Origin of the sequence: Stenotrophomonas nitritireducens, from assembly GCF_001700965.1 — a bacterium.
GTDB classification, from domain to species: domain Bacteria; phylum Pseudomonadota; class Gammaproteobacteria; order Xanthomonadales; family Xanthomonadaceae; genus Stenotrophomonas; species Stenotrophomonas nitritireducens_A.
Genome location: NZ_CP016756.1, coordinates 904320 through 925913 on the forward strand (window position 1 = coordinate 904320; position 21594 = coordinate 925913).

A 21594-nucleotide genomic window follows, 5' to 3' on the forward strand; every position below is an offset into this window, starting at 1 on the left:
GCCCTGCCATCCGGCAATACACCGGTGGCGAACCGATGCCCGATCCATTCGACTCCGCCATAGATGTAAACACCCAACCAGCCGGCAAACACCACCACGAACAGCAGCATCAGCAGCGCGACGAAGATACCGATGGCGATCTTCATGGCCGCTTGCTCAAAATCAACACCGGCACGCAGACGAGGAACAACAACACCGCGGCCAGCAGCAGGCCGCTCTGGAAGCCCAGCCCCAGGGTCAACCACCAGCCCGGATCCTTGTCCGCCAGGTAGTCACGATAGGCCGTCATTCCCCAGGTGGTGGCCCAGCCCAACAGCACCGGCCCGATCACCGCAAAGAACACCCGCATGCCCAGCCCAACCGGCTGTGTCGCCGGTGCCGCAGGCGCTGCTGCGGTCAAAGCGGCAGCGACATTGGGCGTGGCTGCACGGGTCCGACGTGTCGTGCGCGTCGTTTTTCTGCCGGCCGACGTGGTCTGCCTTGCCCGGGTCTGCGCGGCACGCGCACTGCTCGCCAGCAACTCGGCGCGCGCACAGCCCGCGCACGGCATGCCATCGAAATGCTGATGCGAGCCGTCCCTTACGCACTTCACCAACAAGCCGTTGCTGCGCCGCGCATAGCGCAGCAGCAGCGACGACCATTCGGCCGCGGCCGGTCGCCGCCGGGCCTGGCTGGCGAACGCGCGGTCGAACATGTCACGCAGCTCGGCTGGAAATGCCGCATGGCCACTGACCGGCGATGGCAGGATCCGCGTATCGCCCCTGCCCTGCGCATAAGGATAGAGATGGGCGGCAATCCGCCCCGGCAGATCACTGGGTAGCGTCGCGCCATTGGGCCTGCCGCTATAGGGATGCAGGCCCGAGTTGAGCAGCTGGAACACCATCACCGCCAATGCAAACCTGTCCTGCGCCTCTTCCTCGCCGGCGGCGACGCCGCGCTGCTGGAATTCGGCAGCCAGGTAGTCGGTGGTGACTTGCTCGGACAGAAAACGTTCGCCCTTGCCCTGGATGCTGAAGCCATCGCAATCCAGCATCGCGATGAACAGGGACTTGCGATAGAAGCGCACATTGAGCGGCTTCAGATCCACCACGTAATGCTGGCGCTCATGCAACGCTGCCAGCATCACCGCCAGATTGGCGGCCAGCGTCATCTTCGGGCCCAACGCGGTCGGCAAGCCCTCCTCACGCGCCTGCCGCTCCTGCAGTACGTGTTCCAGATCACTGGTTGCGGCGACATCCAACACCGGCATGGTGAAACCCAGAAACCCCCGCGCCTTGTCGCGCAGCAGGCCGGTGGGCCAGGCAATCTGCACCTGACGCACGCCCTTGTCCTCAACATCGGGCAGGTCCGGGCGCAGCTCCAGCATCGCCCGTACCTTGCGCTCGTAGACCTGGCCACCCTTGTCGGAGTGATAGAGCTTGGCGACTTCGAGCGGGCGTTCCTTGATCAGGAACACGCTGCCCGCACCACCGCTCTTGAGCAGCCGGCCCAGCGTCAGCGGCGTACGCTGCTCGTCGTAGATGGTGTCGCCGGCTTGTGCGGCCATGCGCCTAGACCGGCAGCGCCACCAGCAACGTCTTGTCGTCGCCGGTGATGTGATCGGTGCGCGGATCGGACAGCGTCGCCTGCAAGGCCTGGCTGCCATGGGCAGCATCCACACCGCCCAGATAGCGCAGTACCGGTGCGATGAAGGGCTGGAACAGGCCACTGCCATCGCGTGTCATCGCAAACGGCTGCACGCCATCGGACATCAGCACCACGGCCTGCACGCGCCCCTCAAAGCGGGTCAGCCGCAGCTGCTCACGCCAATTGCCACCGGTGACGAACCAAGTCTCGTTGGCGTATTCGCCATTGGCCGGCAGCGATACCGCCGGCGCCTGCGGCGGCGCAAACTCGCATGCCGCAACACCGTCGCCCACATGGAAGAACCAGCCGCCGCCGGCGTCGGCCACAACCCCGACCAGGGTGCAGGCGTGATCGGCCAGTGTCAGCTGTTTGCCCGCAGCCATACTGGCCAGTTGCTCGCGGGCATCGATGATCGCCGCCTCGATGATTGTGCGCAGCGCATCCACCGACAGCGCAGCAGGATTGCCGCCCAGCTGGCGATGCGCGGCAATCGCCGCCACCACTGCCGTGGACACCGTCTTCGCGCCCGTATCACTATGCGTGGCCGAGCCTGCGCCATCACAGACCGCCGCAACCAGCACGCGCCCTGCGCAAGCCGATGCGAACGCGTCCTGGCATGGCTGCCCGCGATCAAGATGGGAGCGCCCCGTGGCCGATGCGGCCATCACCCGCCAGCCCATGTTCAAACCGTCACGTGCGACCAGCTATCGGTCGACGGCAGCTGTACCTGGCCACCGGGCGTGGAGTTGGACACCACCCGCATGCTGGCACTGAGCCACATGAACAGTTCCTTGAACTGCAAGCCCTGCAGGCGCTTCACGCCGCGCTCGCCATTGCGGCTGAACTGGCCAAGCACAGCCATATCGGCGTTGCCCACACCAATCGGGAACACCGCCACCTTGTTCTGCTGCTCGGCATCGCGGCAGCGCTCGGCCACGGCCTCCCAGGCATCGGTGGGGTTGCCATCGGACATCAGGAACAGCCAAGGCCGCGTATAGGCCACCCCGGCCTGGCGGAAGCGCGCCTTCTCGTCTTCGATTTCCTGCAGGGCCAGCTCCACCGCCGCGCCGGTCGGCGTGGTGCCGTTGGCAGAAAGCTCGGGCGCGCTGAAATCCATCGCGTCACACCAGTCACCGGTGATCGCCGCATTGTCCATGTCGCCGTATTCGATCAGCAGCACGCGCACGCGCTTGGCAGCAATCACGTCGCCTTTCAGCTCCTGCTCCAGCAGCTTCAGCCCGGCATTCAGTTGCGCAATGGGTTCCCCGCTCATGCTGCCGGAACAATCCAGCACCAGAATCAAGGGCGTGCGCTGCTCGCTGTTATCAACCAGCGATACATCGGGAATAGCTGCAACAGACATCAGGTGTGCCTCCATGCTCAGGGGACGTCGTGGCCGGATTATAGCCATAACTGTGTCTGCAGCTTTTGACGCCCCCAGGTCCCGCCCCTACCCGCCACGTCCACGCAGCCGCTCGCAACTGCCGAAACCGGCCTATCGCCCCTGCGTCAGGTCGCCATGGCTGCGCTACCATCCGCCGCAACGGGGCGCTGCGGACCATGGCCCCCTCACCCGCGACCGGCCTGGTCCGGCAGCACAACAGGAGTATCTGGCATGACCGGGATCATCGCTGTTGCCCGTTGGCTGTTTGCACTTTTCTACATCTATGTCGGCGCCAGTTGGTTCTCCTACAAATTGTTCGGCACCGCGTGGCCGGACCATAAGGAAACCCCTGCCGCCAAGGCACTCACCACCGCGCTGACCGACAGCGGCATCGTTGATCCGCTGATCGCATCGGCCTGCCTTGGCGGCGGCCTGCTGTTGCTGTTCCGTCGCACCGCGCCGCTGGGCATCGTCGTGCTCGCACCGCTGGTGGTTGGCATCTTCATCTTCCACCTGTTCCTCAACCACGATTGGCCGTGGGGAACATTTCACCTGTGCTACCTGGGCGTGCTGGTGTGGCTGTATCGCGCAGGCCTGCGGCCCTTGTGGAATTTCCAGACGCCTCCCATCAACAAAGCGCATTGATGTCGATGAAATTACTCACCCGCATGTCTGTCGTGCTGTCGATATTGCTGATGCTGGTGGCATGCAGCTCCGCGCCTGCCCGGGGTCCATCCGAAGCAGAGGACGCGGCCATTAAGGAAAACTGCGCGCTTGCCCGGGAAAGACAAAACGAAATCGCCATCGCGCATTGGTGCGACAAATCAGCGGTGCGTTGAAATCCAGCAGGAACTCCGGCTCCCGGGTGCGCGTCGCTTACCCGGGCTACGCCTGCCGCACGCCAACCTGTAGTGCCGAGCCATGCTCGGCAGAGGCCTCACCGGTAGACCAGAAGCAGCACAACCAAACGTGCACGTGCTTCGCGGCTTACGCCGCTCCTACAACAGGCCATGCAGTTCCACACTTGCCCGGGAAAGACAGAACGAAATCGCCATCTCGCATTGGTGCGACAAATCAGGGAAGCGTTGAAATCCAGCGGGAGTTCCGGCTCCCGGGTGCGCTGCGCTTACCCGGGCTACACCCGTCGCACGCCAACGTGTAGTGCCGAGCCATGCTCAGCAGAGGCCTCACCGGTAGACCAGAAGCAGCACAACCAAACGTGTTCGTGCTTCGCGGCTTACGCCGCTCCTACAAGAGGCGGCGTAGCCCATCGGGCCATCACCAGCGGTTACAGACGACAAGGGCGCCAATGGCGCCCTTGTCGGTTTCAAACCTGTGCGCAAGCTCAGTGCGTACCGGCAGCAGCCTTGCCTTTCGCGCCCAGCTCGCCGGCAAGGTTGCGGCGGTAGGTATCGAAATCGATCCCCTGCTCGGCGGCTTCGGCATGCGCAGCGTCCTTGAGCGCGTCCGAATACATCAGGCGTACCGGGGTTTCGTTGTTCTCGTGCCACTCGGCGGCCTGCATGATCAAGGCCAGCACGCGTGCAGCACTGGTGGTCTCACCGGCGATCTTGCCATCCATGCCCAGCACCCATTCGCCATCACGGCGGACGATACCGGCCAGCAAGGCGCGATGCTGGTCGCGCAATTCGGCATGCGGCTCCACCTTGGCCTTTGCCGGCGGATTGGCTTCGGCCTGGTTGCGCTCGCGCTCGGCCAGCTTCTTCTTCGCCTCGCGGCGGCCTTTGGATTGGATCGACATCAGTTGTTCACTCTTTGAACGGCCGCCGGTGATGGCGGCACGGCTATTGTCCCCGATACGGGGAGAAATTCATGTCAGGACGCGTTCTCGACGCGTTGGGCACGCAGGCTGATGCGCTCCCACTTCCACATTGCCCAGCTGCCAAAGGCAAACAGGGCCGCGCCAATCGCCAGGGTCAGGCCACTGCGGCTGAGCAGCGGCGAAAGCACGCCGGCGATGATGGCATTGGTGACCAGGGTGCTGAAGGCCTGCATCGACGAGGCCGTGCCGCGCTGGCGCGGGTACATATCGAGGATGGCCAGGGTCAAGATCGGGAAGATCAAGGCCACGCCGAACGAGGTCAGGGTCAGCGGCAACACCGCCCACGGTACCGTCATTTCAGTGGCGAAGGCGTTGTAGCTGATGTTGTAGACCGCCGCCACCGCCATGAAGCCGTAGCCGATACGCACCGCGCGGGCGCCATCCATCCGCCCAGCCGCACGGCCGGAGGCGTAGGCACCCAAGGCCATGCCGCCAATGGTGGGGATGAACAACCAGGCGAACTGGCGTTCGTTCATGTGCAGAAGATCGAGCACGAAGGCCGGCGCCGAGGCGATGTACAGGAACAGCCCGCCGAAGCCCAGCGAGCCGGCCAGGGCCAGCCGCAGGAAGCGCGGATTCACGCCGATGCTCACGTAGTCCTGCAGCAGGCGCTTGGGGTGCAGGCTCAGCCGTGCGTGCGGCGGGTGGGTTTCCGGCAGCCAGATGCAGGTGATCAGCAATAACAGTGCCGAGAACCCGACCAGGAACCAGAAGATGCCCTGCCACTGCGTCCAGCCCAGCAGCCAGCCGCCAATGATCGGGGCGATGGCCGGGGCGATGGAGAAGATCATCGACACCTGGCTCATCAGCCGCTGCGCGTCGTCGCCGTCGTACAGGTCACGGATCACCGCGCGGCCGATGATGTAGCCCACGCCAGCGGACAGGCCCTGCAGGAAGCGGAACAGCAGCAGCGTGCCCATGTCAGTGGAAAGTGCGCAGCCGACCGAGGCGGCAATGAACACCACCAGCCCGCCGATGATCACCACCTTGCGGCCCAGCGCATCGGACAGCGCGCCATGCACCAGGCTCATCAGTGCATAGGCCAGCAGGTAGACGCTGATCACCTGCTGCATGGCCAGTTTGTCGGCGCCCAGGTCGGCGCCCATGTGCGGGAACGCGGGGAACACCGCATCGATCGCGAACGGGCCGAACATCGACAACCCGGCCACCAACAGGGCGATACGGCGCAATGAAACCTGCTTGCTTGCTTCCATGGTGTTCAGTAACCAGCAACGGCACCAGCGCGGCGCCGGTGCGGGGTGAGAGACCAGATGAACAGGGCCGGACGCCGGCGGCGCCACTGAGCCATGATGCGGTAATTTGTCCGGACATTCACCCGCCTCAGGTAGCGGTTCCGGGCTCCCGGCCGTACGCGTGCAACGCGCGGGTTTGAAACCGGGACGTAGATGGTAATCCAAGCCGCTGCGCCGGTCTGCCCCGGGCTATAATCGGCCAGCTGTACGAACAAGGTGGGAGAAGCGGTTCACCCCGCTGCCGAAGGCGCAAACGCCCGTAATCGCTCAGGCCCGATACCACCCGCATCAAAACTCTGGAGAGACCGGTTCAATCCGGCGCCGAAGGTGCACGAAGCGCACGATCCTCGTCGCGTCGCTTCCAAACTCTCAGGCAAAAGGACAGAGGGGCGCGAGGTAAGCCACCAGCTTGCCGGCTGAGGTGTCGCGTGTGCGGCACCCGGGCGGCTGCGCGGCAGACCTGGCCCACCGCCCCTGCCCTGCATGCCTTCTCCGGACGTCAGCCATGACCCAGAACACCTCTTCGCTGCGCGAGCTCGAACACAACTCCGCGTTTGTCGACCGCCACATCGGCCCCAACGACGCTGAAATCGCGCAGATGCTGCGCACCGTTGGCCATGATTCGCTGGAAGCGCTTACCGATGCCATCGTGCCGGGCTCGATCAAGTCGCCGGCACCGCTGGCGCTGCCCGAGTCGCTGACCGAAGTCGACGCGCTGGCCAAGATCCGCGCCATCGCCAACAAGAACAAGGTGCTGCGCAGCTTCATCGGCCAGGGCTATTACGGCACCCACACGCCGAACGTGATCCTGCGCAACATCCTCGAGAACCCGGCCTGGTACACGGCCTACACGCCGTACCAGGCGGAAATCTCGCAGGGCCGCATGGAAGCGCTGATCAACTTCCAGACCATGGTCACCGACCTGACCGGCATGGAAATCGCCAACGCCTCGCTGCTGGACGAAGCCACCGCCGCCGCCGAAGCAATGACCCTGGCCAAGCGTTCGGCCAAGTCCAAGTCCAAAGTGTTCTTCGTGCAGGACAGCGTGCACCCGCAGACGCTGGAACTGCTGCGCACCCGCGCCGAGCCGATGGGCATCGAGCTGCAGATCGGCAAGCCGGCCGAGGCACTGACCGCCGACACCTTCGGCGTGCTGCTGCAGTACCCGGACAGCCTGGGCCAGATTGGCGACTACAAGGCGCTGGTCGAGGCCGTACACGCCCGCCAAGGCCTGGTAGCTGTGGCCACCGACCTGCTGGCACTGACCCTGATCGCCGCCCCCGGCGAATGGGGCGCGGACATCGTGGTCGGCAACAGCCAGCGTTTCGGCGTGCCGTTCGGTTTCGGCGGCCCGCACGCTGCCTTCATGGCCTGCCGTGACGCCTACAAGCGCTCGATGCCGGGCCGCCTGATCGGCGTCTCCGTCGATGCCGAAGGCAAGCCCGCCTACCGCCTGACCCTGCAGACCCGCGAGCAGCACATCCGCCGCGAGAAGGCCACCTCCAACATCTGTACCGCACAGGTGCTGCTGGCGGTAATGGCCTCGATGTACGCCGTCTACCACGGCCCGCAGGGCCTGCAGCGCATCGCCCGCCGCACCCACCGCCTGGCCGCCATCCTCGCTGCCGCGTTGCGTGGCAAGGGCGTTGCGGTCGGCAACGACTTCTTCGACACACTGCACATCACCGGTGTTGATTCGGCCGCACTGAAGACCAAGGCGGAAGCCGCCGGCATCAACCTGCGCATCATCGACGCTGGCTCGGTCGGCATCAGCCTGGACGAAACCGCCACCCGCGCCGACGTGGTCGCGCTGGGTCAGTTGTTCGGCGCCAGCGTCGATGTTGACGCACTGGATGCCAGCACCGCCGACGCACTGCCGCAGGGTCTGGTCCGTACCAGCGAGTTCCTGTCGCACCCGGTGTTCAACACGCACCACAGCGAGCACGAGATGCTGCGCTACCTGCGTTCGCTGGCCGACAAGGACCTGGCGATGGATCGCACCATGATCCCGCTGGGCAGCTGCACCATGAAGCTCAACGCCACCGCCGAGATGATCCCGGTGACCTGGCCGGAATTCGCCAACATCCATCCGCTGGCACCGGCGGATCAGGCGCAGGGCTACAAGGAGCTGATCGACGGCCTGGAAGCGATGCTGGTCGAATGCACCGGCTATGACGCGGTAAGCCTGCAGCCGAACTCCGGCGCGCAGGGTGAATATGCCGGCCTGTTGGCGATCCGCGCCTATCACCGCTCGCGCAACGAAGGCCATCGCGACATCTGCTTGATCCCGGACTCGGCGCATGGCACCAATCCGGCTTCGGCACAGATGTGCGGCATGACGGTGGTCGTGACCAAGACCGACGGCAACGGCAACGTCGATGTCGAGGACATCCGCCGCAACGCCGAGAAGTACAGCGACCGCCTGGCCGCGATCATGATGACCTACCCGTCCACGCACGGCGTGTTCGAGGAAGAAGTGGTCGAGATCTGCGAGATCATCCACAAGCACGGCGGCCAGGTGTACACCGACGGCGCCAACATGAACGCCCTGGTCGGCGTGGCCAAGCCCGGCAAGTGGGGCTCGGACGTGTCGCACCTGAACCTGCACAAGACCTTCTGCATTCCGCACGGCGGCGGCGGCCCGGGCGTTGGCCCGTGTGCGGTCAAGTCGCACCTGGCCCCGTTCCTGCCGGGCAAGCTCGGCGACAACGGCCCGGTCGGCATGGTCAGCGCCGCCAGCTTCGGCAGCGCCTCGATTCTGCCGATCAGCTGGATGTACATCGCGATGATGGGCACGGCCGGCCTGCGCAAGGCGACCCAGGTTGCCCTGCTCAACGCCAACTACATCGCCAAGCGCCTGGCCCCGCATTACGCCACCCTTTACACCGGCCGTAATGGTCTGGTGGCGCATGAGTGCATCCTCGACGTGCGTCCGCTGGAGAAAACCTCCGGCATCGGCGCCGAGGACGTGGCCAAGCGCCTGATCGACTTCGGCTTCCACGCCCCGACCCTGAGCTTCCCGGTTGCCGGCACGCTGATGGTGGAGCCGACCGAGAGCGAATCGCAGCACGAGCTGGACCGTTTCATCGACGCGATGATCCAGATCCGCGAGGAAATCCAGGCCATCGAAGACGGCAAGCTGGACCGCGAGGACAACCCGCTCAAGCACGCCCCGCACACCGCCGGTGCGGTGTCGGCCAGCGAGTGGACGCATGCCTATCCGCGTGAACTGGCCGCCTTCCCGCTGCCCTCGCTGAAGCTGCAGAAGTACTGGCCGCCGGTTGCGCGCGTGGACAACGTGTACGGCGACAAGAACATCATGTGCGCCTGTATTCCGGTGGATGCGTACAAGGAAGATGTCGAGGCGTGATCGGGGCTTGATTGCCTGATGGCGTGAATGAAAACAGCCGGCGAAAGCCGGCTGTTTTTTATGTCGATTGGAGAGCTGGAGCGCGGGTCTTTCTGGAGCGGTGGAAACCACAGATGACAAGGTTTTGAGCTTCTGCTTCTGCTTCTGCTACTGCTTTGGCTTTGGCTTTGGCTTCTGCTTTGGCCTCTGCTTTGGCTTCTGCTTTGGCCTCTGCTTTGGCTTTGGCTTTGGCTTTGGCTTTGGCTTCTACTCTCCCTTCTCCCGTTTACGGGAGAAGGTGCCCGAAGGGCGGATGAGGGGGATTTTGACTTTGCTTAGCTAGAAGCTTCCCCTCACCCCAACACCTCTCCCGTAAACGGGAAAGGGGCTTTACAGCTGCAGTTGCATTCATGGCCTCAGCCACAGCTCCTCAATACCCCTTCTGCTTCAACCACGCATCCACCTGCGGCTTGCGCTCCGCGCGCAGTCGCAGTCGGGTCTGGATTCCGGCAATCGCCGTCTCCGCATCACGCCGCGAAGTGGGCGCGATATGCGCATCGGCGAAGGCCTTGATCTTGTCCACCATCTGCAGATTGTCGGCACTGCGGCCCAGGCCCGGGTAATAGCGCGCACGCGAGGTGCTGTCGACCAACCCGTCCACCTGCTCGCGATGGGTGACGGCGAAGTCGAACGCCAGATCCGCGTGCTCACGCGCTACACCGCCAATCATGCTGGCGCTGTTGGTCGCACCGGGCTCGTCGGTCAGTGCCATGTCCAGCGCACGCTGGGCCAGCACCTTGTCTTTCGGCGCGGCCAACAGACCGTAATAGCGATCACGCACCATCGCTGAGGTTTCCTTCTTTGCCAGTGCGTGCAGCGTGTCCCAGGTCGCCACGTCAGCATTGTGTGCAACCACACCCAGCACGGTGGAACGCAGATCCGCCGACAGCGAGTCCGGCTTGAGCAGGAAGGCATCGAAACGACGCTGCGCCTCGGCGATGACCTGCGCATCGTCCAGCGCCGCCAAGGTGCTGATCAGACTGCTGCGCAGCTCCTTGGTCTGTGCAGAATCACTTTCCTTCCCATCCCAACCCAGCGACTGCAGCACCGGCACCAGGCGCGAGCGTGCATAGCTGCGGAACGCCGCCTGCCGGCTTTCATCGCCATCGAACATGCTGTCGATGCCATTCAAGGTGCCCGACACCAGGTCCCACAGATCCGTAGGCGCATCGGTAGCGACCTTGGCCGTCAGATCCAGCAGGTCCGCATCCGGCTGCAGGCCGGCCGCAGCCAGTGCACTGGTATCCATCATCACGCCAAGCTGGTCCACCACCGGCAATTTGTCGAAGCCCGTGCTGAGCGCGGTGAACTGCGCCGGCGCGTACAAGGTGCGGTAGTAGCCCTTCTGTCCAGCGTTGACCAGCAACGGCCCGTCACAGGCGGGCAGCTGCACGGTGGTGTCGCCATCCACCAACGTATGCATGACCTCGCCGGTGCCCGCGCGCAGGCTCACCGGTACGCGCCAGTGCAGCGGCTGCTTGTCCTTGCGATCAATCGTGTACTCGCCCTGGCTCAGCTTCACCTGGGTATTGCCGGCCACGCAGCTGCTGCTGGCGCGGATCAGCGGCACGCCCGGTTGCAGGGTGAAGTCATGCGCCACTTCCATGAAACGCTTGCCCGGTGCCGCCTTGTCGATCTCGACCCACAGGTCATCGGTGACCGCGTTGCCATAGGCATGGGCGGCGACATAGCGGCGTACGCCATCACGCCACGCGTCGGCACCCACATAGTCCTCGAACATCGAGATCACCGCCGAACCCTTGCCGTAGGTGATGCCATCAAACGCCTGGCTGGCCTGCTCCACCGTTGCCACGTGCTGCACGATCGGGTGGGTGGTGGCATAGGCATCACGTCCCATCGCGGCGCGGCTGGTCTGCGCGGCATCGACGTTGTTGATGTCCCATTCCGGATGCAGCTTGCGGGTGGTGCGCGCCTCCATCCATGAAGCGAAGCCTTCGTTGAGCCACAGGTCGTCCCACCAGGCCATCGTCACCAGGTTGCCGAACCACTGGTGCGCGATTTCATGCGCGGCAATCGAGAACACACCCTTCTTGTCCGAGATGCTGGAAACCGCCGGATCAAGCAGCAAGGCATATTCGAAGGTGAAGATCGCGCCCCAGTTCTCCATTGCACTGAAGAACTGGCTGCCGCCCGGCGCGGCCACGTTGTCGAGCTTGGGCAGCGGATACTTCACGCCGAAATAGTCGTTGTATTCGCGCAATACCTCGGCGCTGCCTTCCAGCGCGAAACGCGCCTGTTCGACTTTGCCGGTCTGGGCGATGACACCAATCTCGGTGCCCCCTTCGTTGACGGTGGCGCGCTCGAACTCGCCACTGGAGAAGAACAGCAGGTAGGTCGACATCTTCGGCGTGGTCTGGAACACCACCTCCTTCAGCCCCTTGCCCAGCGGCTTGCTGCTGGCCACCGGCATGTTGCTCACCGCCATCTCCGCTTCGGGCACGGTCACGGCCAGGTCGAAGCTTGCCTTGAAGCCGGGTTCGTCCCAGGACGGAATGAAGCGGCGCGCGTCGGAGTTCTCGAACTGGGTGAACAGCGCGCGCTTCTTGCTGCCATCGGCCACCGGGTAGTCCAGTGCGAACAGACCGTTGGCCTGGGTGTTGATGGTGCCGCTGTAGTCGATGCTCAGCACGTAACGGCCCGGCACCAGCGGCGCGGCAACGGTGAAACTGGCGGTCTGGTTGGGCTCATCGACGCTGACCGTGGCCGGCACCGGCTTGCCGCCACCGGCGGGCTGCAGCTGGCTCTTGCCGAAGCGCATGCCTGCGGCCTGCAGCACGATGCTGTTGGTGGGCTGCAGCACTTCCAGATCGATGCTGACCTTGCCATCGAAGCGCATCTGCGCGGCGTGCGGGGTGATCTGTACGCGGTAATGGTCGGGCCGCGCAGTACGCGGCAGCTGCGTGGTGATCTGTCCTGTGGAAGCCGCGGAGGGAGCCGCTTGCGCCGCGGATATTGCCGGCATGGCACCACAGGAAAGGGCAAGACTGATTGCAACAACGAGAGAAGGGCGCATCAAAGCTCCTGGCGGCTCAGCCTGGGCGAGATGCCCGGCAAACCCGCATCATCTGCCCGTCTGCCGTGCCCCAACACTCCCGGAAGTCACGCCCCCGCAGCTGCGCGGGCGGCGTCATGCTGCGCGCGCTCGGCGATCATGGCCCGGTACTGGCGCGGCGCCATGCCCACTTCTGCCTTGAATTTGCGCGTGAATGCGCTCTGGTCGCTGAAGCCGCACGCTTGGCCGATGCTGGCCACGCTGTCCTCGCCATGCAGCAGGTGCAGCGCGATCTGGATGCGCAGACGCGTCAGCACCTGCTGCGGCGTCATCTGGAACACCTTGCGGAACGAACGCTCCAGCTTGGACAGCGAGAACCCGGTGATGTCCAGCAAGGTCTGCATGCGCACGTTTTCGGCGTAATGCGTGTTGAGGTAATCCAGCGCCAGCCGCAGCGGCTCGTACTGCGATTCCAGCCCACCGCGCTGGCCCAAATCGCGCGAAATACCGATCAGGCCGATCACCTTGCCGTTCTCGACGATGGGCCGCTTGCAGGTCAGGCACCAACCCGGTTGCTGGTTGGGGAACAACTGCAGTTCCATCACGTTCTCGATCACCTCGCCGCCCAGCACCCGTGCATCCTGCGCCACGTAGGCCTCGCTCATGCCCACCGGGTAGAGCTCGTCGGCGCGCCGGCCTATCACGTCATTGCGCGACTTCATGCCCAGCCGCTGCATCATCGTCATGTTGACGTGGGTGTAGCGGCCATCGATGTCCTTGGCAAAAAACAGCACGTTGGGGATGGCGTCGAACAGCGCTTCAATTTCGGCAGGGTCAATACGCATCGGGTCGGTCAGGCTGGCAGCGGGAACGTGCCCGGCCATTCTAGCCAGCGCCGGGCCGGTCCCGCGCTGGCCATAAGTACCTACCCAGGCAAGCACCCGCCAGATCCGGTCAAGTCGGCTGCCGGCATTGGCGGCATGATCGGCCCAACCTGCCTGCGAACACCCGCCCCATGAACCCCACCAGCCCCTCCCCTCCCTACGCTGTCGGCCAACTGTGGGCCTGCCAAGGCCGCCATGACGACGAGCAGCCCACGCTGTTGATCAACCGTATCGACCAGCATCCGCTCGGCGGCGGCAACATCTATCACGTCACCCTGGGGGCGTTGAAGATCCGCCATCCCGGTTTGCCCGGTGGCGTGATGAACCAGCTTGCCCATGCCCCGGTGACCGACCAGACCCTGCAGCGCAGCCAGCTGCGTCTGCTGGGCCAGCAGGCACCTGACCCGGCCTACCTGCAGGGTTATGGACAATGGCGCGAGGCATTTGATGCCGGCAATGCCGGTTCGTTCGGGGTCAGCGTGCCGACCATTCTGGAAATCGTCGAACGTCGGCTCAACGGCACCCCGCTCGATCAGCCCTGAGCGGCAACGGCCACACGCTGCAGTGCGCATCCGCGCAACCGGGTTTCACTGGCCAGCTGCCCGTCCTGACCATGTCACAGAGCAGATGCCGGTGGCCACGAGGCCTCAACCAACGTGGCTTTCACAGCAAGAAACAGGGCACGGGACGCATCCCGTGCCCTGCCTATGGCACCTGCGGCCGTCAGAAGCCGTAACGCAGGTAGAGGTTGGTGCTGCGCGGCGTCTGCAGACCATTGACGGAACGGAAGGTCGGCGAAGGAACCACATTCCCCGATGCATCCAGGCCACTGCTCGACGTCATGTTGCGCGAGGTGATGGCGTCATTGTTGGTCAGGTTGGTAACCGACACATCAACGCTGAGCTGCTGGCCCTTGTCGCGGCCAAAAGCGAAGTCGTAACCAACGCTCATGTCCAGCCGCCAGGTGCTGTCGGTCTTGCCGCCATGCCCCTGCGGCGACAACTTGCCGTTGCAGTAATGGGTGACAGCGCCCTGTTGCACCAGCAGATCGAATTCCGGGCTGCCATCCGGATACACGCCCAGGCAGCTCTGCGGAATGCCCGAGGCAATATTCAACACCGAGCCCACGCGGAAGCCATTGGCGAAGTAATACACGCCATTGGCCACCAGGGCGTGGCGACGATCGCCACTGAGGTTACCGTTGCTGCCAAAGGTGTTCTGCAGGAAGTCGTAGTTGCCCGACGTACCCGGCTTGGGATCGGTCGACCGGGTCAGGTTGGTGTAACCATCGTGGTTGCCGTAGCGGTGCGACCAGGTGTAGCTCAGGTTGAGGTAGTAAGGCGCCTCGTCGCTGCGCTGATGCGACAACTGCGCGCCAAGCTTGATATAGCGGCGCTTGGCCTTGGGCATCTGCAGGTAGCTGTTGGGTATGGTGATGTCCTTCAAGCTGCCATCGGCATCCAGGTAATCACGCAGCTCGATGCTGCTGCCCGGATTGAACTCGATGCAGCCACCGCCACCGGTCAGGCACTCGTAGTCGGCGTGGCCATTGGCACGGACGTAGTCGCTGAGGCGGCCGTCGGTGTCGCAGGTCTGGTCGACGATGCGCTTGAGGTCGTGGAAGGCGGCCTGGCCAAGGAATGACCAGGTCGGGGTCAGCTGCTGCTGCAGATACACCTGGTATTCGTTCTGGTAAGTATTCTTCATGTTGCGGCTGACCACCGCCGACATCTCCGGCAGGGTCCCGTCCGAGTACACATACGATGCCACCGGCGTCAGCCCGGTCGGGGTGCCGTCCGTGTTGCGCCCGCTGTAGGTGTAGTAATTGAGCTTGTAGGTCTCGGCAGAGGCGATCAGATAGCTCAGCGTCGAAGGCATCGGCAGGGTGTAACGGCCAACATTGGCGCCGATCTTCAACGAGCTGTCACCGTGCACGTCCCAGGAAACGCCCGCACGCGGCGAGAACAGATCCATGTCCAGGAACTTGGTGCCGGTCGAGGTCATGTTCTGCGTCTGGTCCCAGCGACCGCCCAGCATCAGCATCACGTTCGGCGACACCTGCCAGTTGTCGTACAGGTACACGCCCTTCTGCTTGCTTTCGAACTCGCCACCAATGGAATACTCGTACTTGTACACGACGTCGCCCGGCGGCACGAAGCTGCCCACTGCATAGGGGTAGTTGGTGTAGTAGTAGTAATAGCCTGCCGGGTTGGTCTCCGGCTCGTAGTAGTAGTTGTTGCGGTAGAACTCGCCGCCGAACACTACTTCATGGTCGCCGATGTTCCAGGTCACATCGCCCTTGAAACCCTTCTTCTCGAAGTAGTACTCGAAGGGCTTCCATTCGTCGCCGGGGCTGATGGTCGTGTCGATATCGGTGGCGTAATCATATTCGCCGATGAACGGGACATCACTGTTCTCCGTCGCCTGGGCATAGTCATAGCGCATGGTGCCTGCCATCAGCCGCACGCGCAGATTGTCGTTGATGCGCCACTTGTAGTTGCCGATGATCAGTTTCTGCTTGGTCTCCAGCCCACTCCAGGCCGGGTCGCCATAGGTCGACTTGGAAGGCTCGTAGCGGACACTGCCGCTTTCGGCCAGCGACTTGTAATAGTTGGTGCTGTATTCGTTGCGGTAGGCGGCAACGTTCAAGGACTGGTCATCGGTGATGTTCCAGGTGAGGTTGATCAGGCCTTCCTTGTTGTCGCGCTGCGTATCGGTGCGCGTGTTGGACGTATAGCTGCGGGAGTCGTAGCCGGGATTGCGCCCGTACAGCACATAGGCAAACAGGCGATCACGCACCAGCGGACCCGATCCCCAGACATAGTGCTGCGCAATGTGGCCGGTACTGTTGTCTGATTGATACAGGCTCGGCGAGCCTGACGGATTGAAACGGTCCTGGCCTCGCGGGTTCAAAGTGCTGGACGTCGCCGGCGTGTAGTAGAGGCTGTAACCGCCGTGGACCTCGTTGGTGCCCTGCCGCAGCGTTGCCGAGGAAATGCCGCCGGTGGTGCTCGTCCAGCCAAGGCCACCGCTGCCGGTGATCAACTGGGTACTGGCAACGGCCACCTGCGGGAACACGATGGCGCCTGCGCCGGTGACGTCATAGGACGTATCGAATTCGTTGAAGTAGTAGCGGTTCTCGGTTTCGCTGGCGCCGCCGATCTGCGCAAAGCTGTTGCCCATCACCGTGGCCGAATCCAGTCTTGCCAGCGCATAGATGCTGGTCTGGCTGACCGGCAGATCGGAAAGAAGATCAGCGGTGTAGATGGAGGACAGTTCCGGCGTGCTGACGTCGATCGGGTTGATGACGGTGTTCCAGTTCTGCGCGGTCACCGTCACCGTCCCCAGGTCGGTAGCCGATTCGCTCGCCGCAGCGGGGACCGCCGCGGCACTGCTGGCCACCACCGTTACCTGCTGGGTGCTGACGGCCTGCCCGCCGCGCATCACCTTGACCTGATAGACGCCTGGCGAGAGCTGATCCAGGCTGTACTGGCCGTTTCGATTCGCAATGACGGTCTTGGCGAAACCGGTAGCCTCACGCGTTACCTCGACGGTTGCGCCGGCCTCCCCTGCCGAACCGTACAGCCCGCCGGTAATCGACTGGGCGTTGGCCTGCATGGCCAGACCAAGCGCGAGCGCCAGCCCCGCCACGCGCAGCGCGCGCCGCCGACAACCGTCCCCACCCGCTTGTTGTTTGATTGCGTCGTACATGTACCCCCCCGGAAATGAAATGACTTCGTTGAATGCAGGCGGGTACCCAACCCCACGCCTGCAGGCACCAATTGCGGCTTCGTTCTGCGCTTCAACTGACGTATCGATATTCCGGGTACAGGGGGCGGCGCGTCTTGAATAATTCAAACTTCGTTAAAGCCGAATTCAGCACACAAATTAAGCAGAACCCGCAAAAATGAGTTGCAAATGCAATCAATAGCCTTGAGGTGAACCGTATTAATGCCGAAATCGGCACAAATTAGAAGCGGCGCGTTTGGCGAATCCCAACTACATCCGGCGCTGATCGCGACCACCGGCCCGGCGCAGGCAGCTTGGCCACAAACAAAAAAGGCCCCGCATTGCGGGGCCTTTTCAACGTGTGTTACCGCTGGCGTATCAGCCCCACGGATCCTGCAGGATCATGGTGTGGTCGCGGTCCGGGCCGGTCGAGACGATCGACACCGGGCAGCCTGCCAGCTCTTCCAGCGAACGCAGGTAGGCGCGTGCGGCCGGCGGCAGCTTGTCCCACTCGGTGATGCCGTGGGTGTTTTCGCTCCAGCCCGGGAACTCCAGGTACACGGGGGTGCACTCTTCCCAGCCCTGCGCGTCCAGCGGCGCGTATTCCGAACGCTTGCCACGGTATTCATAGGCAATGCAGACCTTGAGCTTTTCCATGCCGTCGAGCACGTCAAGCTTGGTGATGCACAGGCCGGAAATACCGTTGATGGCCACAGCGCGCTTGAGCGCGACGATGTCCATCCAGCCGCAGCGACGCGGACGACCGGTCGAAGCGCCGTACTCGGCACCGCGGTCGCGGATGCCCTGGCCGATTTCATCGTCCAGTTCGGTCGGGAACGGGCCACCGCCAACGCGGGTGGCATAAGCCTTGGCGATACCCAGCACGTAATCGATGGCATCGGCGCCAACGCCGGCACCGGCCAGTGCACCACCGACGGTGGTGTTGGAGCTGGTGACGTACGGGTAGGTGCCGTGGTCGATATCGAGCAACGCGCCCTGCGCGCCTTCGAACAGCACGCGCTTGCCCTGCTTGCGCAGGTCATGGCAGATGCCGGCAACGTCGGACTTCATCGGCTCGACGTATTCGCCGAAGGCCAGGGCTTCCTGGTAGACGGTGTCGAAATCGACCGCTTCCACGCCCAGGTACTTGGTCAGCACGAAGTTGTGGTAATCCAGCGCCGCGCGCAGCTTTTCAGCCAGCTGCTCCGGGTAATGCAGGTCGGCGATGCGGATGCCGCGACGCGCCACCTTGTCTTCATAGGCCGGGCCGATGCCGCGACCGGTGGTGCCGATGGCCTTGCCGCCGGCGGCCTTCTCACGGGCCTGATCCAGGGCGATGTGGTACGGCATGATCAGCGGCGCTGCCGGGGAGATCTTCAGACGCGAACGGACTTCAACGCCAGCCGTTTCCAGCTCTTCGATTTCCTTGCGCAGGGCGGCCGGGGAAATCACCACGCCATTGCCGATCAGGCACAGCGCGTCATCGCGCAGGATGCCGGACGGAATCAGGTGCAGGACGGTCTTCTTGCCGTTGATGACCAGGGTATGGCCAGCATTGTGACCACCCTGGAAACGCACAACTGCGCCGATTTCTTCGGTCAGCAGATCGACGATCTTGCCCTTGCCTTCATCGCCCCACTGGGCGCCGAGAACAACAACTGATTGACCCATGACGGGTAACTCCTGAATTTGCTGCGGCCATCGGGGCCGCGGACGGGGCCGTGTACCGCCCTTGGTCCGCCATGGTGGAAGCCCCATCGGGGAGCTGCCGGCAAACGCCAGGGTCATACACGGAAAAAGCCGGACGGGATGCTCTTGAGGAGCGGCCCGACCGGCTTTTCTGGATTATCCGGGTTTTGCATGACAGCTACCACCCCCGCGAGTTCAGGATGGTATGGCCGTCAGGGTTTGGTTCAGTGCCGGGCCCACCACAGGCAGCCCAGGCCAATAACAACGGCCACCGCGCCCATCCCGCGCAGCGCAGAGGACGGCTGCTCCAGCAGCTGCGCGGCCATCCGCTTCCACGCCAGCGGTGCAATGAACAGGAACAGGCCTTCGATGACGGCGACGAGGCAGAGGGCGGAAAGGAGGTCTTGCATGCGCTATCGCCATTGCCTTCTCCCAGCGGGAGAAGGTGCCCGTAGGGCGGATGAGGGTGCGGGCGGAGCCCATCGAATCGGGACATCAGGGGCGTTCCGCCCCCCTGCCCTCAGCCCGGAAGCTGCCCTCACCCCAACCCCTCTCCCGCATGCGGGAGAGGGGCTTGAGCAAGGCCCAGGCCAAGCGATCAGCGATCGCTCTTCATGTACTGCAGGAACGGGTCGTTCTTGTCGAGCACGATCACGCCGTTGCCGTCGGTCATCGAGGCACGGTAGGCCTCCAGGCTGCGATAGAACGCGTAGAACGACGGATCGGCCGAGCCGGCCTTGCCGTAGATCGAGGCGGCAGAAGCATCGCCTTCACCGCGCAGCTGCTGTGCATCACGCTCGGCTTCGGCCACGATCACCGTGCTTTCGCGGTCGGCCTGGGCACGGATGGTCAGTGACTGCTCCTCGCCTTCGGCGCGCAGCTTGGCCGCTTCCTGCTTACGCTGGGCGCGCATGCGCTCGTAAACGTCGGCAATCACCTGGCTGTCGGTAGGCAGGTCGATCTGCTTGATACGCAGATCGATGATCTGCATGCCCAGGGCAGCAATGGCCTCGTTGATCGACTTCAGCTGGCCGGCAATCAGCTCGCCACGGTCGCCAGATACCAGCGCCTGCAAGGTGCGCGAGTTGATCTGGTTACGCAGCGAGTCGGTGATGATCGGCGCAAGCCGGGCATTGACGATCTTGCTGTCGCCGCCGGTGGCGCGGTAGTAGGCGCGCACATCGGAGATCCTGCCAATGGCGAAGAAGTCGACGCTGACGTCCTTCTGCTCGGCGGTGAAGTAACGCGCCGGGGCGGTATCCAGGACCTGGAAGCGACGGTCGAACACGCGCACGGTTTCCACCAGCGGCACCTTGAAGTGCAGGCCCGGCTTGATGTCCGCACGTACCACCTTGCCCAGGTTGAGCACCATGGCGGTCTGGTCTTCACGCACCACATAGACCGAGCCCAGCAGGCCCAGCAACACTGCGACGACTACGCCGATAACGACTGAATTTTTCATCGGCCGGCCTCCTCACGCGATGCCGAGCGCGAGACCGAACGGTCCGCGTTGCGAATGCTGTCGGTTGCCGCCGGCAATGCCGGTGCCACCATCTCCGGGGTCAGCTGCGGCGCATTGCCGGTCTTGCCTGCATCGGCAGGCATCGGCACATAGATCAGCTGACGGCCGTCGCCACCGATGACCTTGCGGTTCTCGGCCAGCACCTGCTCCACCGTTTCCAGCCACAGGCGCTTGCGGGTGACATCCGGGGCGTTCTTGTACTCGCCCTGCAGCAGGGTGAAGCGACGTGCGTCACCTTCGGCGCGGGCGACGATGGCCTGCTTGTAACCTTCGGCGGTGGTACGGGCACGCGAGGCCTGGCCACGCGCTTCCGGCACCACCTTGGCGGCATAGGCCTGGGCTTCGTTGATCAGACGTTCCTTGACCTGCTGGGCACCGTTGACCTCGTCGAAGGCCGGCTTCACTTCTTCCGGCGGACGCGCATCGGGCAGGGTCAGGCCGGTCACGCTGAGGCCGGTCTTGTAGGCCTTCAACGATGCCTGCAGGCGCTGCTCGGCAACCACGGCCAGCGGCCCACGGTTGTTCAGCACGGTGTTCAGGTCGGCACGGCCAACCTGCTCACGCACGGCGCTCTGCGCGGACTGTTCCAGCATCTGGTCGGCATCAACCGTACCGAACAGGTACTCGCGCGGATCATCGACGCGGTACTGCACGTTGACCGACACGTTGACGATGTTCTCGTCGCGGGTCAGCACCGGCACATTGCTGCTGAAGGTCTTGATCTGGGTCGCATTGACCTTGACCACCGATTCCAGCGGCCACGGCAGCTTGAAGTTCGGGCCCGGCTGCAGGATGCGCGAGTATTCGCCAAAGCGCAGGACCACACCACGCTGCTGTTCGCCGATCAGCTGGAAGCTGGAGAACAACAACAGCAGAACCACTGCGACCAGCACCCAGCGCCATATACCGCCATCAAACAGGTCGCGCAGCGGTCCCGGAAGACCCCCACCCCAACCTCCGCCATTGCCGCCACGTGGCGTACGCGGCGCGCGGTTGTTGTCCGCACCACCACCGCTGTTGCCGCCGGGTGTATTCCAGGCCATGCATGCTCCATCTGTAAGGGCCAGGCTGCGGGGGTTCCCGCCGAGGACCTGACCATCTATCGAATCCCGATTCTAACAAGGCAGACTCTGAACAGGTTCGGGGCTACCTGAACCGACAATGTTTACCTGCTGACCATTTACCCAAGCGCCAGATCCTGCGGCACCCGCCCAAGCCGAGGCGGCTCCCGCGGTAACCGTG

Annotated in this window: 16 protein-coding genes and 1 riboswitch; of the genes, 4 read left to right on the forward strand and 12 right to left on the reverse strand. The window is 63.8% G+C overall.

Annotated features, from left to right (window positions below):
- Nucleotides 1-142: 142 nt before the first annotated feature.
- Genes BCV67_RS04025 through BCV67_RS04035 form a run of 3 tightly spaced genes read right to left on the reverse strand, consistent with a single transcriptional unit; the run spans nucleotide 143 to nucleotide 2989 of the window.
- A complete protein-coding gene (locus BCV67_RS04025) occupies nucleotides 143-1546 on the reverse strand; it encodes a hypothetical protein (RefSeq protein WP_062166583.1) in 1404 nt (467 codons plus the stop codon).
- Between the two features lie 4 nt (nucleotides 1547-1550).
- Nucleotides 1551-2306: a PP2C family serine/threonine-protein phosphatase gene (locus BCV67_RS04030; RefSeq protein WP_062166584.1), complete on the reverse strand. Its 756-nt coding sequence runs from the start codon at nucleotides 2304-2306 to the stop codon at nucleotides 1551-1553.
- Nucleotides 2307-2308: 2 nt separating this feature from the next.
- A complete protein-coding gene (locus tag BCV67_RS04035; RefSeq protein WP_057630171.1) occupies nucleotides 2309-2989 on the reverse strand; it encodes a vWA domain-containing protein in 681 nt (226 codons plus the stop codon).
- A gap of 252 nt (nucleotides 2990-3241) precedes the next feature.
- On the opposite strand from BCV67_RS04035, the gene BCV67_RS04040 reads away from it, so the two are divergent.
- The gene (locus BCV67_RS04040; RefSeq protein ID WP_062166585.1) at nucleotides 3242-3655 is read left to right on the forward strand and encodes a hypothetical protein; all 414 of its coding nucleotides are present in this window, start codon (nucleotides 3242-3244) and stop codon (nucleotides 3653-3655) included.
- A gap of 5 nt (nucleotides 3656-3660) precedes the next feature.
- Complete coding sequence (locus BCV67_RS04045; RefSeq protein WP_156455753.1) at nucleotides 3661-3849, forward strand: hypothetical protein; 189 nt, start codon at nucleotides 3661-3663, stop codon at nucleotides 3847-3849.
- A 506-nt stretch (nucleotides 3850-4355) separates the two neighbouring features.
- Here BCV67_RS04045 and BCV67_RS04050 read toward each other — a convergent pair.
- Both BCV67_RS04050 and BCV67_RS04055 read right to left on the reverse strand, forming a co-directional pair.
- The gene (locus tag BCV67_RS04050) at nucleotides 4356-4772 is read right to left on the reverse strand and encodes a hypothetical protein (protein WP_062166587.1); all 417 of its coding nucleotides are present in this window, start codon (nucleotides 4770-4772) and stop codon (nucleotides 4356-4358) included.
- A 74-nt stretch (nucleotides 4773-4846) separates the two neighbouring features.
- Complete coding sequence (locus BCV67_RS04055) at nucleotides 4847-6067, reverse strand: multidrug effflux MFS transporter (RefSeq protein ID WP_062166588.1); 1221 nt, start codon at nucleotides 6065-6067, stop codon at nucleotides 4847-4849.
- Nucleotides 6068-6392: 325 nt separating this feature from the next.
- Nucleotides 6393-6501: riboswitch (glycine riboswitch) on the forward strand.
- 110 nt (nucleotides 6502-6611) lie between these two features.
- Between BCV67_RS04055 and gcvP the strand changes: the two genes are divergently transcribed.
- Nucleotides 6612-9476, forward strand: coding sequence for an aminomethyl-transferring glycine dehydrogenase (gene gcvP, locus BCV67_RS04060; protein ID WP_062166589.1), 2865 nt, complete (start codon nucleotides 6612-6614; stop codon nucleotides 9474-9476).
- 409 nt (nucleotides 9477-9885) lie between these two features.
- On the opposite strand, the gene BCV67_RS04070 is transcribed toward gcvP, so the two are convergent.
- Both BCV67_RS04070 and BCV67_RS04075 read right to left on the reverse strand, forming a co-directional pair.
- Nucleotides 9886-12549, reverse strand: coding sequence for a M1 family metallopeptidase (locus BCV67_RS04070; protein WP_062171393.1), 2664 nt, complete (start codon nucleotides 12547-12549; stop codon nucleotides 9886-9888).
- An 86-nt stretch (nucleotides 12550-12635) separates the two neighbouring features.
- Nucleotides 12636-13373: an AraC family transcriptional regulator gene (locus BCV67_RS04075; RefSeq protein WP_062171395.1), complete on the reverse strand. Its 738-nt coding sequence runs from the start codon at nucleotides 13371-13373 to the stop codon at nucleotides 12636-12638.
- 170 nt (nucleotides 13374-13543) lie between these two features.
- On the opposite strand from BCV67_RS04075, the gene BCV67_RS04080 reads away from it, so the two are divergent.
- Entirely contained in the window at nucleotides 13544-13954 is a 411-nt protein-coding gene (locus tag BCV67_RS04080; protein WP_062166591.1) for a hypothetical protein, read from the forward strand.
- A 181-nt stretch (nucleotides 13955-14135) separates the two neighbouring features.
- Here BCV67_RS04080 and BCV67_RS04085 read toward each other — a convergent pair whose 3' ends face one another.
- From BCV67_RS04085 to hflK, 5 genes are all read right to left on the reverse strand, one after another.
- Nucleotides 14136-17123, reverse strand: a complete 2988-nt coding sequence (locus BCV67_RS04085) for a TonB-dependent receptor (RefSeq protein ID WP_062166592.1) — start codon at nucleotides 17121-17123, stop codon at nucleotides 14136-14138.
- Between the two features lie 396 nt (nucleotides 17124-17519).
- Nucleotides 17520-18812 carry an adenylosuccinate synthase gene (locus tag BCV67_RS04090; RefSeq protein WP_057630794.1) on the reverse strand — a complete coding sequence of 431 codons (1293 nt, stop codon included), beginning with the start codon at nucleotides 18810-18812 and terminating at the stop codon, nucleotides 17520-17522.
- 242 nt (nucleotides 18813-19054) lie between these two features.
- Entirely contained in the window at nucleotides 19055-19240 is a 186-nt protein-coding gene (locus tag BCV67_RS04095; RefSeq protein WP_057630792.1) for a DUF2065 domain-containing protein, read from the reverse strand.
- A gap of 188 nt (nucleotides 19241-19428) precedes the next feature.
- Nucleotides 19429-20292: a protease modulator HflC gene (hflC, locus tag BCV67_RS04100; RefSeq protein ID WP_057629448.1), complete on the reverse strand. Its 864-nt coding sequence runs from the start codon at nucleotides 20290-20292 to the stop codon at nucleotides 19429-19431.
- Entirely contained in the window at nucleotides 20289-21395 is a 1107-nt protein-coding gene (gene hflK, locus BCV67_RS04105; protein WP_057629447.1) for an FtsH protease activity modulator HflK, read from the reverse strand. Before hflK ends, hflC begins: the two co-directional genes overlap by 4 nt.
- Nucleotides 21396-21594: the final 199 nt, after the last annotated feature.

What these genes read in the sequence shown, in the direction of transcription:
- BCV67_RS04025 (WP_062166583.1), bottom strand. Translation starts at nt 1,546, where the DNA reads ATGGCCGCACAAGCCGGCGACACCATCTACGACGAGCAGCGTACGCCG.
- BCV67_RS04030 (WP_062166584.1), bottom strand. Translation starts at nt 2,306, where the DNA reads ATGGGCTGGCGGGTGATGGCCGCATCGGCCACGGGGCGCTCCCATCTT.
- BCV67_RS04035 (WP_057630171.1), bottom strand. Translation starts at nt 2,989, where the DNA reads ATGTCTGTTGCAGCTATTCCCGATGTATCGCTGGTTGATAACAGCGAG.
- BCV67_RS04040 (WP_062166585.1), top strand. Translation starts at nt 3,242, where the DNA reads ATGACCGGGATCATCGCTGTTGCCCGTTGGCTGTTTGCACTTTTCTAC.
- BCV67_RS04045 (WP_156455753.1), top strand. Translation starts at nt 3,661, where the DNA reads ATGAAATTACTCACCCGCATGTCTGTCGTGCTGTCGATATTGCTGATG.
- BCV67_RS04050 (WP_062166587.1), bottom strand. Translation starts at nt 4,772, where the DNA reads ATGTCGATCCAATCCAAAGGCCGCCGCGAGGCGAAGAAGAAGCTGGCC.
- BCV67_RS04055 (WP_062166588.1), bottom strand. Translation starts at nt 6,067, where the DNA reads ATGGAAGCAAGCAAGCAGGTTTCATTGCGCCGTATCGCCCTGTTGGTG.
- gcvP (WP_062166589.1), top strand. Translation starts at nt 6,612, where the DNA reads ATGACCCAGAACACCTCTTCGCTGCGCGAGCTCGAACACAACTCCGCG.
- BCV67_RS04070 (WP_062171393.1), bottom strand. Translation starts at nt 12,549, where the DNA reads ATGCGCCCTTCTCTCGTTGTTGCAATCAGTCTTGCCCTTTCCTGTGGT.
- BCV67_RS04075 (WP_062171395.1), bottom strand. Translation starts at nt 13,373, where the DNA reads ATGCGTATTGACCCTGCCGAAATTGAAGCGCTGTTCGACGCCATCCCC.
- BCV67_RS04080 (WP_062166591.1), top strand. Translation starts at nt 13,544, where the DNA reads ATGAACCCCACCAGCCCCTCCCCTCCCTACGCTGTCGGCCAACTGTGG.
- BCV67_RS04085 (WP_062166592.1), bottom strand. Translation starts at nt 17,123, where the DNA reads ATGTACGACGCAATCAAACAACAAGCGGGTGGGGACGGTTGTCGGCGG.
- BCV67_RS04090 (WP_057630794.1), bottom strand. Translation starts at nt 18,812, where the DNA reads ATGGGTCAATCAGTTGTTGTTCTCGGCGCCCAGTGGGGCGATGAAGGC.
- BCV67_RS04095 (WP_057630792.1), bottom strand. Translation starts at nt 19,240, where the DNA reads ATGCAAGACCTCCTTTCCGCCCTCTGCCTCGTCGCCGTCATCGAAGGC.
- hflC (WP_057629448.1), bottom strand. Translation starts at nt 20,292, where the DNA reads ATGAAAAATTCAGTCGTTATCGGCGTAGTCGTCGCAGTGTTGCTGGGC.
- hflK (WP_057629447.1), bottom strand. Translation starts at nt 21,395, where the DNA reads ATGGCCTGGAATACACCCGGCGGCAACAGCGGTGGTGGTGCGGACAAC.